A 13,291-nucleotide genomic window follows, 5' to 3' on the forward strand; every position below is an offset into this window, starting at 1 on the left:
ATTGCCGCACCAGCTCACTCATCAGTTGGCTGACTTTGCCGCGCAGGGCTTTTTCGGGTAGACATTTTGCAATGACCGACCAATCTCATCAGGTGGACTTCCAAGCTGCGGCCCACCTTTACAAATGGCCTTCTCTCAACAACTCCAGGCGAGAGGATCGCGCGCCCTATATGGTCGTCAACGGAACGCTCGACCAATGCATTCGGGATTTCATGGGCAAGCCCGAGAAGACGCGACATCTTTACGAGATCCGGACCAAGTCGCAGCCTCCCCTCGTCCCCGACGTGCTGTCGCCCGAGCATGTGATCGAGCTCTCCAGGCTTCGCGAGTTTCTCTGAGGCGCGCAGCGAAGGCGATCCCGACGCGTCCCCTTTGCGGGCCGACTTATCCATCTGTCGTAGGTCTGGTGCCGGATTGTTTGCCCCTTGGTGAGCCGGTACACTTGCTTGACTCCCTGACTGACCGACGTCCGCGCCGGCATGATTGATCCGCTTCGACCCCGCTGAGGCTCGCACGTCGCCTGCACGGGAGCGGAACGGCGGCACGGCCGGTTGAGGAGCATCGCGAGGCGCCGCATGAAGTTCAATCTGGCGATCTTGAGTGTGCTGGCCGCAAGGCCCGGGCAGCGGATCGCGATCGACGAGGTCAGCCGCGAGGTCAAGCGCATGATCGCGGCCGGCGACGAAGCCACGCAGTCGAAGCGGCCGTCCGAGCTTGGCGACGCCGACGTCTTCCAATCGGGATGGGCATCGATCAACGATGCGGGCCTGCAGATCACCGATTCGGGGCTCTCGCTGTGGCGCTCGCTTGAAGCCGCCCGCATCGAACAAGGACTCGATCAACAGGAAACGGAACGATTGGACGCCGCTGCGGCCGACACGCGCCATTACGTTGCGGATACTGCGATCGACCGCCCCGACGACGTTGATCTCGAGCTCCCCGGTATGACGCGCGAGGACCACGACGACCGCCAGCCATCCGGCGCGGGCCGTTCGGCTACCGCTCCCGCCATCCCCTCGGCGCACTCGCCGATCGTCCCTGCGCCTGCACTCGGCGCCTTTCAAGAGGCGAACCGGGTGGTGGCTGCGCGGCTGTCCGGTCTGGTCAGCTTGCTCGGCACGATCAAGCCGAAATTCGCCGCCGCGCGGCAACGGCGATCCGTGGAGGATGTCGGGGATCGTCGTGCCGATCGTCGAGGCGGATTGACGGGGCTGGCGGTGGCGTGCCTCAGCCTGATCTCGGTCGTCGCTTGCGTTGCCGCCGCGATTGCGCTTGGTCAGCTCTCTTCGCTGAAGTCGGACATGGCCGCGTTGCGGCGGGAGATCGCGCCGCTGAGAGAACGCCTCGCCAGACTCGAACAGGCCGAAGTCGCAAGACGCGAGGCTGCCCAGCAGCAAGATGCGCAAGACAGGGCCGAGGCGGAAAAGAAGCTGCCTGACGGCGCAGGCGAACAGGCCGCGCTCAACCTCTCGCGTGAAGAGATTCAGTTGATAAGGGAGTACATCAAGGCCGCGCCTTCGGCCGGCGCAGCTGTCGCGCCGATCAATGTCGGCGATCCCATCACCGGCGGAATGATTCCGCTGCCTTCATCGCTGACGGAGAAGGTGCCGCGCCTTGTCGGCGCGAGATTTGCGACCCGCAACGGTGCCATCATCATCAGCACACGAAACAGCCGCCGCATCGATGCCGTGCTGATGCCGAACTAGCGGACTTACGGGAATTAACAGGGCAAATACGAAAATGTGCCCCCATTTACACGCTACCTCTCGTGCCAAGCCACTGGGAGATTTGGATTTTTTCGGGCAATTCCCGACAAACGCGTCACGGGAAAATTGGCGTTCGCGGCACGGGAAATTCCGCTGCGGGCGCGGCAAACCTCCTGCCCAAGGTGCCTGCCGCAGGGCGCCGCCGCCTTGCATATTAACCTCATCGCCAAATATGTTTGACGATCAAAAATCCGGGCCTATATCTAATTTTGAGTCGCCCGGTCGATCCTAACCGGTAGCCCCCCAGAAACCAAATCGATGATGATCACAACTGAACGCGGTTAACCGCGCTTCGGCGTGCGTTGGCTCTTGGGCTGTGCCCAAGGCCCGCTCGCGTCCGCAGCGCGAACAATGGAGCGGCGCAATGAGCAAAGACGGCGATGAGGCACCCGGCGGCGAGGACGAGCCGCGCAACGAGACCTACGAGGTCGGTTACGGCAAACCGCCCAAGGCGACCCGTTTTGGGGTACGGGCGCAGCCTTTACGGACCAGACGGCGCCGAGACAAACAGCACGCCCCTGATATTGCCGCGCTGCTGGAACGGCCGATCGAAGCCCGCATCGGCGGCAAACTTACCAAACTGCATCCGCATGAGGCGATGCTGCACGGGCTGTTCAAGCGCGCGGTCGGGGGCGAAATCCGCGCGATCAAGCGGTTTCTGGAAGAATGCAAGCGCGCCAAATTGCTCGATCCGCCGCCGCAAATTGTAAATCGCTCCGTCGTCGTGGTACCCGATGGCACCCCTATGTCGCTCGCTGCACGGCTTTTCAACTGCGTCGGTCCGCCGCCTTGGGATCCCGATCTCTGCGAGCAATTCAGGTGCGAATATGAGCGCGATCTCGCACATATCGAACAACTAAAGGAACAGGCTGAGGCGACCTATCAGAGCGTAATGGATCGAGGAGGCGTGCGTGATGGCCGAGACGCCTAGAAGAAGATCGCCGCCGGTTGCGACGCAATTCCGTAAAGGGACCTCCGGCAACCCGAAGGGCCGCCCCAGAGGTGCGGTCAGCATCGAGCGGCTCACCCGCAAAGTCGCGCTCAAAACCCAACCCGTCAGGATCTCCGGCAAGACCGAATCCATGAGTCGGCTTGAGATCGCGATCCTCAAGCTCAAGGCGCTGGCTGCGACCGGACACCCCACGGCCGCCGCCCTGCTTGATTGGTTACGCGACCTTACTGCCCCGAGCCAACCCGAGCCCGAGGGCCCAGTGCTGCTGGTGCCGGAATCGCTGACACCAGAGCAGTGGATCGAGCAGGCGCTGGAAGACAACAAGCACAAGAAAGAGCCGGGTATCGAGATCGACGTGGGGACCGAGGAGTTCCTCAAAGCAGTTCGCGGCGAACCGTCACTCTTGGGCGAGGCGTTGCTCGCATTTCATCACAAATATCAGGCGTAACCGATCTATCGGGAGCAACCGTTCGCGTCCCGCAAAACAGCCCGGTGATACCGTGGACCATCAATCTCAACCCACGCTGTTCGATTTGTTCGAGGCGACCAGCTTGCAAAACTGCAAGCGGCTCCTCGATGCCGGCGAAATCCCAACTTCAGAGCAGCTGGCTGACATCCTGTCGGCCAACGCCCATCGACCCTTGCCGGCCTGGTTTTTGGACCTGGTCGCAAAAGCCCTCCGCGGCGAGTTGAAACGAAGGGCCGGTCGACCAAAAGAGCGTCTGATCCAGCAAATTCGATTTGCCGCGGCCACCGCGGATTACGGGCCTCACCTCGGCTGGCTAACCAAGCGAGACCGAACTTCGGGCCTTCGGGGCTGGTCGCTCCTGCGCCACCAAGATTGGTGGTCCGGACCGCCGCATGAGCGGGCTGCAAAAATCGTCATCAAAAAGTGGCGCCTCCCCATCAGTTGGCGGTCGTTTCTCAATCGGATCTCTTCAGACAAATAGACCGCGCATTATCCTGAATGATCCAGCCGTCCTGAATCTGTAGGTCTTCCGCGTGAACCACAACGGGAGACCAAGATGTTAGATAATCCACGCTGGACCAGAAAACTCGACCTGACCTACCAAAGCACCTGCGATCTTAACCCGCGCGCCAATAACCCCCGCACCCATTCCAAGCAGCAGATCGCCCAAATCGCCAAGGCGATCCAACGGTTCGGATTCACCAACCCGGTCCTGGTCGATGACAACAATGGCGTCATCGCAGGGCACGGCCGCCTCGAGGCCGCAAAGACCATCGGCCTTGCCGAGGTGCCGACCGTCCGCCTCTCACAGATGAGCGAGGCCGAGATCCGCGCCTATGTCATTGCCGACAACAAGCTTGCCGAGAATGCCGGCTGGGATCGGAAATTGCTCGGCCTTGAGCTGCAATACCTCTCGGATCTCGAGATCGATCTGGACGTTACGATCACCGGCTTTGAGCTCCCGGAAATCGACATCCTGATCGGCGAGGCGACCAACGCCCAGCAGGATGCCGCGGACCTGCCGATCCCGCCGCCCGAGGGCCCGGCGATCAGCCAAACCGGCGATATCTGGTGCATCGGGCCGCACCGGCTGATCTGCGGCGATGCCACAAAGCGCGAGACCTACCTGGCCCTGCTCGGCGATGCGCATGCCCAAATGGTGTTCTCTGATCCACCCTACAATGTCCCGATCGCAGGCCATGTCGGGGGGCTTGGCCAGATTCAACATCGCGAATTTGCCATGGCCTCGGGCGAGATGTCGGACGGCGAATTCACAAACTTTCTGTCCGAGGTCTTCGCCCACCTCGTCGCCTACTCCGATGATGGCGCCATCCATTTTCAATGCATCGATTGGCGCCATATCGTGCATATGATGAGCGCCGGCCAGGCGGCTTATACCGAGCTCAAAAATATCTGCGTCTGGGTCAAGAGCAACGCCGGTATGGGCTCGCTCTACCGCTCACAGCATGAGCTCGTTTTGGTCTTCAAGGCAGGAACGGCGCCGCACCTCAACAACATCGGGCTTGGCAAGTATGGCCGCAACCGCAGCAATGTCTGGACCTACGCCGGCGCAAGCGGCTTCGGCGATGGCCGCGAGGACCTTGTGCTGCATCCAACCGTCAAGCCCGTTGCCTTAGTCGCCGACGCGATCCGTGATTGCTCCCATCGCAACGGCATCATCCTCGATCCCTTTGTCGGTTCAGGAACCACCCTGATCGCAGCCGAGCGAACCGGACGGGTCGGCTATGGCATCGAGCTTGACCCGCAATATTGCGACATCGCCGTGCGGCGCATGCAAACCGCCTGCGGCCTCGACGCCGTCCTTAAGGCAACGGGCGAGCCGTTCCAAGCACGCACCGTCGCTGTTGAAAACGAGCGCGATTGATGAATGGTTCTCTCAAAAGCAAAGTGCAATGGCCGGGACACCGCGTCCATCAACTCGATATTTTGCTTTAAGTTATGCCGGAGCCGTCATCGGGCCGCGCTTTTGCGCGGATCCGGTGGGCTAACCCCACAATAGGGGCCATCGTGATCCCGCTCAGATTGTTCGCAGCTTTGATGACTTCGCGGTCTTTGCCCGTTTCACCGCGGCGTGATTATCGTGCGCCGCGCCGCGCGTCTTCGCGTCCAGCGCCACGTGGCGCGTTTTGACGCCGCCGCGGTGGGCAGCATATTCTCGGCCATCGATCGGCGCCAGATGGGCCGGGTCAAAATCGAGATAGGGGCGCGCGACGCCAAACTTCCGGCCGTGCGCGTCGACCCATTTCCAGAGCTTTTCCGATGATCTAAAGCGGTCGTCGCGCGTCGCGCCGTCGATGCTGACGATGTCGGCCGCGAGCCCATGGCCGTAGCCGCCACGAAGGCTGCCGCCGTGATACGACCTGTTGCTGGCGGCCTTCAGCCCGCTTGCAATCGACTGGCGGTAGTCATCGCGGAAAGCGCTGGTGATGCCGGGCGACAGGCCGGCCTGCTCCGCCGCGAGAAGCGCATGAAAGAGCTTCAGCTTGAAGCTCCGATCGACGCCTCCCATGACGTAGTCCATCATGGGCATGCCGGCTCTTTCGGCCGCCTTGGTGTCCTTCCAGGCGAAATCCTCATCGACGAGCCTAGTGAAGGTTCTGGTGACCGTCACCATCTTCTTCTTTCTCTTGACCGTCACCTGCCTCTGCTCCGGCACCTTGATGGTGTCTTCCTTGGGCGTCCTTTGATAGAGCGCCCACAGATAGCGGTCGATGCAGGCGTTGACGTCCCAGCACTCGTCGAGGATTTCGACGGAATCCACCGCCGCCTTGACCAACCGAGGTTCCGCATTCGGCGTATTCGCTGCCGGCGCCTGCACCGGTTGAGTGTCCGCCGGCAGCGCCGGATCGGTCAACGCGGCCGCGACGACAGGTTCCGTCTCGTGCACGGTCGGCGCAGCATTGGTGGTCGCCGCCGCTTCCTGTTCGCTCATGGTCGCGGCATTGGGATCATCGACGACAGCGTTCGACGCGGCAGATGTCGCCGATACGGCATCGGCGACAACAGCAGGTGCGTAGGAATCATCAACTGACGCGCCGATCTTTTCGATGCCAGCCGAACCGAACGCCGCACACCACGAGACAATACAGCCCGACAGAACGATCGTCCCGCCCAACGCCGCCGCCCGCACCTGCCGCGAGTCCATCATCCCAGCCTCCACGGGCTCCTCGGGAGCCAGATTGCAGCATGTGACGAGGCGGATTGTCGGCACAGCGCGCGGCCGCGCAATGGCCAAAGAAGGTTAACGACGCACCTTTCCGAACGATGTTGCTAGAATACAACTCGTTGCCCGTTGGCACTTTTTCGACACCGTTAAAATTGGTACGGCGCGAAAGGTTACTTCTGCCGGCGAGAGAGGATTAGACGCCAAGAGTTGACCACCTTACGTCGAGCGTTCGGACAGCCAGCGCACCAGACTAGCGTCGATCGCCGCGCTCGCTATTTGGTCGGCCGACCAAAGACGGACCCTCATGTGGGCAGGCCCATCAATCGGGCGAGGCGCGCTGTGATAGATAAAGAAGAAGAAATCGCAGTTCGCCTCGCGTTCGAACCGGCCAAGGTAATCCTCGAATTCAGCCTGCGAGGTTCGTGATTTGATCTGCACCCAGGCGGTCTCGCCGATGAGCGGCTGCCTTAAGATCAAATCGACGTCGGCCTGGTTGCCATCGAGCGGGCTTGTTCGTTGCCAACCGCCGCGGGAGAAGATCAAATCGATCAGCGTCTCGAAATCCCGCCAGTCAAGGCGGCGCACCATGGCGGCGACCGTTGTGGTCATTTCCGCTAGCAGGAGATCAGCCTTGGCGCGTAGCGGTTCGCGTTCGCCGCGAATCCGTCGCAGCAAATAATCCGCGTGCCGGACCGCGCAGATCGTCATCTGGTAGTTCGCGGTGCTGGTCAACGCTGAGCTTAAGCTACGCGAGGTCAGTGGCTTCCCGCTCAGGCTGGTACACCGCCAGCCGCCGCGCGTGCGACGAAACCGAGCCGGCGCCGCAGCATCATCGTCACCGGCCGCAACCACGGCCGCGTCCGCGAACGTCCACCAAAGATGTCCGTCCGCGATGGTCACCCATAAGGTATCTTCACCCAACGAATAAAACGCCTGAAGCTCGCGCAGGCCCTGCCCTACTCCGGCTTTCGTTCGGCCCATCGCAGCGAGTTCCTGGCGCACCCCGTCCCAATCGCCCTGCACGCATGTCGAATGTGTTACGGCGCGATATCCAAACGGCAGAATACCTTCCCTTATCGCCTCGCTGGCCCATTTGCCGCGCTCACCCAGCTTAATGTAGCGCACCTCGCCAACATTGAACGGGAACGGTTTATCCGCGCTGCTCTCGCATCGGCGCGCGCTCGGTATGGCCAAGGAACGACTCCCCTTCTGTTCCTCGATAGGCCCTCCTACACCGCTGCTCTGTATCGCCATCTCCGCCAATCCCAACAGCATCATCGCGGATCGATCAGTTCGCTCGTTCCGGTCCTAAAGTCGAGCGAATGTCCCGAACCTTAAGGAGTTACGATTAATAATATCCGATTTTTGGATAATCCGAATCTGGGATCAGATTGTCTGTCGCCCGAATCCTCACTGCCCGTCGGCGATGCAAAAATCCCTCCGGTCTGCCGAATATCAACGCCTTATCGCGCTCCTCGTCGCGGAACGACAGAAGGCCGGCATTCGCCAGCACGCGCTGGCCAAGAAACTTGGTAAGCCGCAATCTTTTGTTGCCAAATACGAGGGCGCCGAACGGCGGCTCGATGTCATCGAGTTCATCGCAATCGCCGAAGCCCTTGGTGCCGATCCAGCCAAGCTGTTCAGGCAATTTTTGCGTGGCAAGGGCCACTAGGCATAACGCAAGCCCGCCGCCCACCTCGCGCAATCGGCGAATCGCCCACCCACCGAAAAGCCGACCGCGTGACCGCGCCATTAACCGACGCGCAGGCTAAGCGCTCCCGGGCATCGGCGACATGCCACCGGCACGATCATCCGATATCAGCGGAAAATGATCAGTACAGGCTGGTATCCGAGACCCAACACTGATGCTCGTCGGCCGTTTCGTGGTGCCATTGGTTTTCCGCCATGGCCTCAGCTTTTTCGACGATTCTAAATCGGGCGGCACGGTCGCGGATCGAGCGAAAGGCCCGCAGCAGCCTGAACGCCTGCGCTGCATCGGCAGCCTCGCTTTGCTGCGCTGCATCGGCAGCCTCGCTTTGCGTCGTCAAGATCACCCCCTGATCGCTGATCGCGTTGCGGGCCGGGACAAACCTTCTCCAGCGGGTGTAGTTGAATTGGCCTTCCCGTGAATGGACTGGCGCGTTGCACTCTGCGCAATTGAAGCTGCGCGGCGGTGCCGGGGCACGCCCCTGTTCTTGCACCGCAAAATAAAGCGCACCGCAATCGGTGCAGGTGAAAACAACTTGGGTCATCAAAATCGATCTCGTACTGCAAAGTTGGTCTCGTGCTCCAATCAACCGCCATGAGCTCACCGATCGGAGCGGGTCATGGTTAAGGCACCACGATCCAATGTCGCGTTGCGCCAAACGTTGTCTCTATCCCGATCATTGTCAATGCGGACATCCAACGGCCGGGCGAAATGCGAAGACGTCGCTGCCCTTGAGGTTGCGCGCGAGACTATCCCACGTGCTCGGCTGGCGCGCATAGCTGACGCGCCGAATGACGTCATGGAGCGCATCTCTCTTGACTGGATTGGCCCGTGACCCAAATGGGCCAAGACGCGTCGGCATCGAGACCCTACGATGCATCTCCTCGTCGTCTGCGATTCTATTAAAAGTGTTTTCCGTGGCGTGGGGTGGATTGCCGCCAATCCGCATTGCGCTGATCGCAATTGTCGTCTCAGTGGGTTTTGGGGCCTTATTGCATTTTCTTGCTCTCACCTCGTGATCGATTGCGAATTCAATTTGGGTTTGACTTGGCCGTGCCCTTCAACCAGCGCCATCGGCAGTTTCTAGAGTACCTTCGGAACGGGGCATGGATGCGCTCGTCCGACCTACCCGATCAGCCAAAACTGAAACTGACCTTGCTTCACAATCAATGGATCGAAGTTCAAGAGACCGGCGACGAAGTCCGTTACCGGATTACGCCAAAGGGACTCGCTGAGATGAGCAAACCTAGAAGGCTTCGCTAACGGGTAAACAAAAAGGATGCTGCTCCCATTCGCGTTCGAGCCGACCAGAAAAGTCTTCGAATTCGGCCTGCGAGGTCAGGTCGTCTCAGGTTCGCAGCAATGTCCGCAACAAAGACGCCGCGTCCTGGAGCCGCCCGTCGTCATAGATTAATTGCTCGATGTCCATGGAGACGCGCACGCCCTCGCTGGCGCTGCCCGTCTCGGCGCAGACGGCTGCGGCTCTGGCAATCTGCTCGGCCTCCTTGAGCTTGGCGTGAACGTTCTTAAGGCAGGCCGTAATGGCCGGTTCGATCCATGGGTCGTCCATCGCACGCGCTCCTCCCTGCTCTTCGCATTGCAGGAACGCTCCGTTTGCGCCGCAGGTCCAGTCGATTCTGCAGTGATGCTTATCGCCCGTTGAGCAGGATTACGCGAGAGGCTCCCGATCCTTGGGGCACGGCACCGTACGCGGCGGCGCCAGCAAGGTACGCCTTCGAGTAAGATTCGCCGGCGGGCGGCATTCCGATTGGCTTTGTTTTGTTCGATGCCAAATCGGGGGCGCTAGCCGCTGCGCCGCATCGCCCGCGTCTGTCGTGCAAAGGCCGCGCGCTCATAGCGTTCCAGCCCCAGCAGCCGTTTTCGCAATTTTGCGTCAGGAGTCTTTAGGAAAGCAGCCAGTAGTTCGTGACGAACCGCGCGCAAGCGGGCGAACTCCAACTTGGTACGTACGACGTCCGCTGGCTCAATGGAGGGCGCCTCTCGCGCCATCCAATCCAGAAGGCCCCGTGTCAGCGCCTCACACCCCGCATCGTCATGCGGCGCTGGCCGCGATAGACCGTGGCGGAGCGCGTTCCGGCTTGATCGAAGCTTCCCCTGGCCTGTCTTCGGGCCCGTGCTGTGCCTAGCATTTCTCCGATTGGCTTCGATTTGTCGATCTGTCGCCATGCTCCATTCTCCCCCTTAGCGGTCACGTCCACCACCTCGCTCTGATCCGCTATCCGCATCAAGCTTTGGCGCGCAAAAGAGCAAGATTGTTGCTGCAGAAAGGACTGGCATTCGCGTGCCATTGGAGCGTTACTGAGTCGGCCGGGCACCAAGCGGCCCCGATCTCTCCCCTCGCATTCCGCGGGGTTTGAGCAGTGCGGCGACCATCGCCGCGCTGTTCACATCAGGAGAGACCGGTGAGTACCATTGAGGCCGGTGGCGCAACGGAGCCACATTTCCAGCTCGTCAAGTTCAGCCCTTCCGATCGCCGCCATTTCATCGGCGGCTCGGATGCCCGCATCATCATGGGCAATGATGAGGCGGACCTCATTCGCTTATGGCGGGAAAAGCGCGGCGAGAGCGAGCCTGAAGACCTGTCCGGCAATCTGATCGTCCAGCTCGGCACCGCCACCGAAGAGCTCAATCGCAGCTGGTATCAGCGCAATAGCGGCCAGACCATAAAGGACGTCCAGAAGCGCGTCCGTCACCCCGTCCATACATGGATGGCGGCAACGCTCGACGGCATCGTCGAGCAGACCGGCGCGGTGTTCGAAGCCAAATTCATGCTGCCCTGGGCCTTCACCGAGGAGGGTGCCGCCGACAAGCACATGGCGCAATTGCAGCACAACATGTGGGTGGTGGCTGCGCGCTCGGCCGTGCTGTCGATCATCACCGGTGGCGGCAAATGGGTCGAGATCAACGTCCATGCCGATCCGCTCTATCAGCACCTTTTGCTGACCGCCGAGAAGAGGTTCTGGCGTTGCGTCAAAACCGGCGAGCCCCCGGCCCTGTTTGGTGCCGAGCCGCCCCGACCGCGCCTGGAGGCGGTCAAGATCGTCGACATGACGTCATCCAATCTCTGGGCCGAGCTGGCCGCAACCTATCTGCGCACCCGCCTCGCCCATGGCGACCACGAGGTGGCGAAAGCGGAGCTGAAGGCGCTCGTGCCCGAGGATGCCAAGGAGGCGGCAGGCCACGGCGTGCGCGCCAAGCGGTCGAAATCCGGCGCCATCAGCTTCGATGCCATCGAGGTGGAGACGACCCATGCCGCAGTCCAGTGAGAGCATCGGCGCCATCGCCGCCGCCCTGGCGCGGGCCCAGGCCGACCTCGTCAACCCCGAAAAGACGCTCACCGCCACCATCCGCTCGCCCTTCCCCAGGGAGGACGACCGGACCTTCCGCTACGCCTCGCTCGCGAGCGGCCTCGACATCGTCCGCAAAAGCCTAAGCCAGCAGGAAATCGCCACGGTCCAGACCACCCGCCTGGAGGCAGCCACCGGGCAGATTCACCTGACCACCCTGCTCGCGCATTCCTCCGGGGAGTGGATCTCCTCCGATCTTCCGGTCTGCGCCGCCAAGGACATTGAGGCGCCGCACCGAATGGGCGCGGCCTTGACCTATGCCCGGCGCTACGCGCTGTTCGCCCTCGTCGGGATCGCCGGTGAAGATGATCTCGACGCCCCGGACGCAATGGCGAGCCCGCCGCCTGCCGAGCCCCAAAGCGTCGGCGGATCAAAGGCCAGGCCGGCCAAGGGCGTCCTCAACCGCCCGGCGCTGCTTGGGCCGCAGCATTCGGCCGAACTCTGCGCGCGGCTGTTAGCCCAGCTCGAGGCCTCATATTCCACCGAGGCCTTACTCGCTTGGGCCAAAGCGAGCCTGCCGCTCAAGAACACCCTCATCGAAGATGACGCCCGGCGCCTCGAGGCCGCCTACCAGCGACGGCTCGAGGCCGCGCCTCCCGCGCCCATCGAAACAACCAGCGAGCCGTCCGCATCGGTCTCGCCGTCCTCTGCGCCGCAGCCTCAGCCGGAAGCCACGGCAGACTCCGAGGCCGGCCAAGCGCAAGCTCAAGCCGATGCCTCCGATGCTGGGCTCGCTTTCCCAAAGGAAAGCCCCCGCAAGCGCAGCAAGGCGCATCTCCTCTTCGTCCGCGGGCGGCCTTGTCTTGTCTGCAAACGAACTCCGAGTGACGCCCACCACCTCAAGTTCGCCCAGCCCAGAACCTTAGGCCGTAAGGTCAGCGACGAGTTCACCGTGCCGCTCTGTCGAGCGCACCACCAGGATCTGCATCGTCACGGCAACGAAAGGGCCTGGTGGGCCAATCTGCAGATCGCTCCGCTCTCCTTCGCCAAGGAGCTTTGGCAGGCGAGCTCCGCCCAACAAACCCACTCGGCACCGGCCTCCAATGGCGCGCGCCTCGCCAGCGTCGATCAGGAGGCCGCCGCGCCATGAACCGGCCTGTCCCCGCCGCCCGACAGCTGGCAGTTGCAGCACTGCCGCTCGAGCTTGAGGCTTTAATGCCCGCGCCGCTGCTACTGCCCGGTGAAAGCCTCGAAGGGTATCATTTGCTGCAGCAGGCCGTCTTCGCCGACATAGCACCCCGATCGGCCCTCGAATGGCTGCTCGCCATTGATATCGCGGAGCTCACATGGGAGATCCGCCGCTACCGGCTGCTACGCCACGCGCTGCTGGAGGATCACCGCCAGCAAGCGATCGAGACCGCGCTGCGCCGCATTGACCTCGCGGGAATCAAACCGGAGTTCGCCGAGGATGCAACCTTCCAGCTCCGCCAAAACGCGTTGAGCTGGCGCTCAGATCAAGATGCCGCGCGCGAAATCGAGGCTCGCTTAACCGCTTACGGATTTGATCAGCAAACGCTGAATCTGGACGTCTTCGTCCAAGCCAGCGAAATCTTTTTGATGTTCGAGGGGCTGTTGATCGCGGCCCAGAAGCGCCGAACGCTCTTGCTCCGGGAAATCGACCGCTATCGGAACGGTCGATAGGCTAGGTCATCGCCGAGAAGCAGATTCCACCAGCTATGACCGACGGCGATGTGCTCCAGCGGATGTGGTTGTGTGCGCCCGGGATGCAAAAGATCTTGGCGATCTACCAAGCAAGGGTGACTCGTCTCGGTCCCGCTCGCGCGCCGACAGATGGCTCTGCCAACGTTCTCGGCGCGAAGTCCACCGCTGGACACATGTCA

General features: G+C 61.7%; 15 protein-coding genes. 10 read left to right on the forward strand and 5 right to left on the reverse strand.

Annotation, left to right across the window (positions count from 1 at the left end; all coding sequences use genetic code 11):
* Positions 1-71 precede the first annotated feature (71 nt).
* The 5 genes from ACVIYL_RS37915 to ACVIYL_RS37935 all read left to right on the forward strand — a co-directional run bounded on the left by ACVIYL_RS37915 (position 72) and on the right by ACVIYL_RS37935 (position 3,668).
* Positions 72-338 (forward strand): hypothetical protein, encoded by a 267-nt coding sequence (locus tag ACVIYL_RS37915; protein ID WP_016846025.1) that lies wholly within the window; start codon positions 72-74, stop codon positions 336-338.
* Between the two features lie 327 nt (positions 339-665).
* Complete coding sequence (locus tag ACVIYL_RS37920) at positions 666-1,706, forward strand: hypothetical protein (RefSeq protein ID WP_456780931.1); 1,041 nt, start codon at positions 666-668, stop codon at positions 1,704-1,706.
* Positions 1,707-2,130: 424 nt separating this feature from the next.
* Positions 2,131-2,697, forward strand: coding sequence for a hypothetical protein (locus tag ACVIYL_RS37925; RefSeq protein WP_456780932.1), 567 nt, complete (start codon positions 2,131-2,133; stop codon positions 2,695-2,697).
* Positions 2,681-3,166, forward strand: coding sequence for a DUF5681 domain-containing protein (locus ACVIYL_RS37930; RefSeq protein WP_456780933.1), 486 nt, complete (start codon positions 2,681-2,683; stop codon positions 3,164-3,166). Before ACVIYL_RS37925 ends, ACVIYL_RS37930 begins: the two co-directional genes overlap by 17 nt.
* A gap of 52 nt (positions 3,167-3,218) precedes the next feature.
* Positions 3,219-3,668, forward strand: a complete 450-nt coding sequence (locus ACVIYL_RS37935; RefSeq protein WP_456780934.1) for a hypothetical protein — start codon at positions 3,219-3,221, stop codon at positions 3,666-3,668.
* A 78-nt stretch (positions 3,669-3,746) separates the two neighbouring features.
* On the opposite strand, the gene ACVIYL_RS37940 is transcribed toward ACVIYL_RS37935, so the two are convergent.
* Positions 3,747-3,935, reverse strand: coding sequence for a hypothetical protein (locus tag ACVIYL_RS37940; protein WP_456780935.1), 189 nt, complete (start codon positions 3,933-3,935; stop codon positions 3,747-3,749).
* Positions 3,936-4,073: 138 nt separating this feature from the next.
* Between ACVIYL_RS37940 and ACVIYL_RS37945 the strand changes: the two genes are divergently transcribed.
* On the forward strand, positions 4,074-5,072 hold the full coding sequence (locus tag ACVIYL_RS37945) for a DNA-methyltransferase (RefSeq protein WP_456780936.1): 999 nt from the start codon (positions 4,074-4,076) through the stop codon (positions 5,070-5,072).
* A gap of 153 nt (positions 5,073-5,225) precedes the next feature.
* On the opposite strand, the gene ACVIYL_RS37950 is transcribed toward ACVIYL_RS37945, so the two are convergent.
* Both ACVIYL_RS37950 and ACVIYL_RS37955 read right to left on the reverse strand, forming a co-directional pair.
* On the reverse strand, positions 5,226-6,356 hold the full coding sequence (locus tag ACVIYL_RS37950; protein WP_456781928.1) for a hypothetical protein: 1,131 nt from the start codon (positions 6,354-6,356) through the stop codon (positions 5,226-5,228).
* A gap of 234 nt (positions 6,357-6,590) precedes the next feature.
* The gene (locus ACVIYL_RS37955) at positions 6,591-7,568 is read right to left on the reverse strand and encodes a restriction endonuclease (protein WP_456780937.1); all 978 of its coding nucleotides are present in this window, start codon (positions 7,566-7,568) and stop codon (positions 6,591-6,593) included.
* Between the two features lie 232 nt (positions 7,569-7,800).
* Between ACVIYL_RS37955 and ACVIYL_RS37960 the strand changes: the two genes are divergently transcribed.
* The gene (locus tag ACVIYL_RS37960) at positions 7,801-8,046 is read left to right on the forward strand and encodes a helix-turn-helix domain-containing protein (RefSeq protein WP_456780938.1); all 246 of its coding nucleotides are present in this window, start codon (positions 7,801-7,803) and stop codon (positions 8,044-8,046) included.
* 160 nt (positions 8,047-8,206) lie between these two features.
* Here ACVIYL_RS37960 and ACVIYL_RS37965 read toward each other — a convergent pair whose 3' ends face one another.
* On the reverse strand, positions 8,207-8,626 hold the full coding sequence (locus tag ACVIYL_RS37965; RefSeq protein ID WP_456780939.1) for a hypothetical protein: 420 nt from the start codon (positions 8,624-8,626) through the stop codon (positions 8,207-8,209).
* 804 nt (positions 8,627-9,430) lie between these two features.
* Positions 9,431-9,652, reverse strand: coding sequence for a hypothetical protein (locus ACVIYL_RS37970; RefSeq protein ID WP_456780940.1), 222 nt, complete (start codon positions 9,650-9,652; stop codon positions 9,431-9,433).
* Positions 9,653-10,514: 862 nt separating this feature from the next.
* On the opposite strand from ACVIYL_RS37970, the gene ACVIYL_RS37975 reads away from it, so the two are divergent.
* From ACVIYL_RS37975 to ACVIYL_RS37985, 3 genes are read left to right on the forward strand one after another with little or no spacing between them, the layout of a single operon-like run.
* Positions 10,515-11,369 carry a YqaJ viral recombinase family protein gene (locus tag ACVIYL_RS37975; protein WP_456781929.1) on the forward strand — a complete coding sequence of 285 codons (855 nt, stop codon included), beginning with the start codon at positions 10,515-10,517 and terminating at the stop codon, positions 11,367-11,369.
* The gene (locus ACVIYL_RS37980) at positions 11,353-12,540 is read left to right on the forward strand and encodes an ERF family protein (RefSeq protein ID WP_456780941.1); all 1,188 of its coding nucleotides are present in this window, start codon (positions 11,353-11,355) and stop codon (positions 12,538-12,540) included. The genes ACVIYL_RS37975 and ACVIYL_RS37980 overlap by 17 nt, the downstream gene beginning before the upstream one ends.
* Positions 12,537-13,091, forward strand: coding sequence for a hypothetical protein (locus ACVIYL_RS37985; protein ID WP_456780942.1), 555 nt, complete (start codon positions 12,537-12,539; stop codon positions 13,089-13,091). Before ACVIYL_RS37980 ends, ACVIYL_RS37985 begins: the two co-directional genes overlap by 4 nt.
* Positions 13,092-13,291 lie beyond the last annotated feature (200 nt).

The organism is Bradyrhizobium sp. USDA 3315, assembly GCF_054056795.1.

Coding starts and splice junctions, on each gene's coding strand:
- ACVIYL_RS37925 (WP_456780932.1), top strand. CDS start 2,131: ATGAGCAAAGACGGCGATGAGGCACCCGGCGGCGAGGACGAGCCGCGC.
- ACVIYL_RS37930 (WP_456780933.1), top strand. CDS start 2,681: ATGGCCGAGACGCCTAGAAGAAGATCGCCGCCGGTTGCGACGCAATTC.
- ACVIYL_RS37970 (WP_456780940.1), bottom strand. CDS start 9,652: ATGGACGACCCATGGATCGAACCGGCCATTACGGCCTGCCTTAAGAAC.
- ACVIYL_RS37960 (WP_456780938.1), top strand. CDS start 7,801: ATGCAAAAATCCCTCCGGTCTGCCGAATATCAACGCCTTATCGCGCTC.
- ACVIYL_RS37915 (WP_016846025.1), top strand. CDS start 72: ATGACCGACCAATCTCATCAGGTGGACTTCCAAGCTGCGGCCCACCTT.
- ACVIYL_RS37980 (WP_456780941.1), top strand. CDS start 11,353: ATGCCGCAGTCCAGTGAGAGCATCGGCGCCATCGCCGCCGCCCTGGCG.
- ACVIYL_RS37985 (WP_456780942.1), top strand. CDS start 12,537: ATGAACCGGCCTGTCCCCGCCGCCCGACAGCTGGCAGTTGCAGCACTG.
- ACVIYL_RS37950 (WP_456781928.1), bottom strand. CDS start 6,356: ATGATGGACTCGCGGCAGGTGCGGGCGGCGGCGTTGGGCGGGACGATC.
- ACVIYL_RS37920 (WP_456780931.1), top strand. CDS start 666: ATGATCGCGGCCGGCGACGAAGCCACGCAGTCGAAGCGGCCGTCCGAG.
- ACVIYL_RS37965 (WP_456780939.1), bottom strand. CDS start 8,626: ATGACCCAAGTTGTTTTCACCTGCACCGATTGCGGTGCGCTTTATTTT.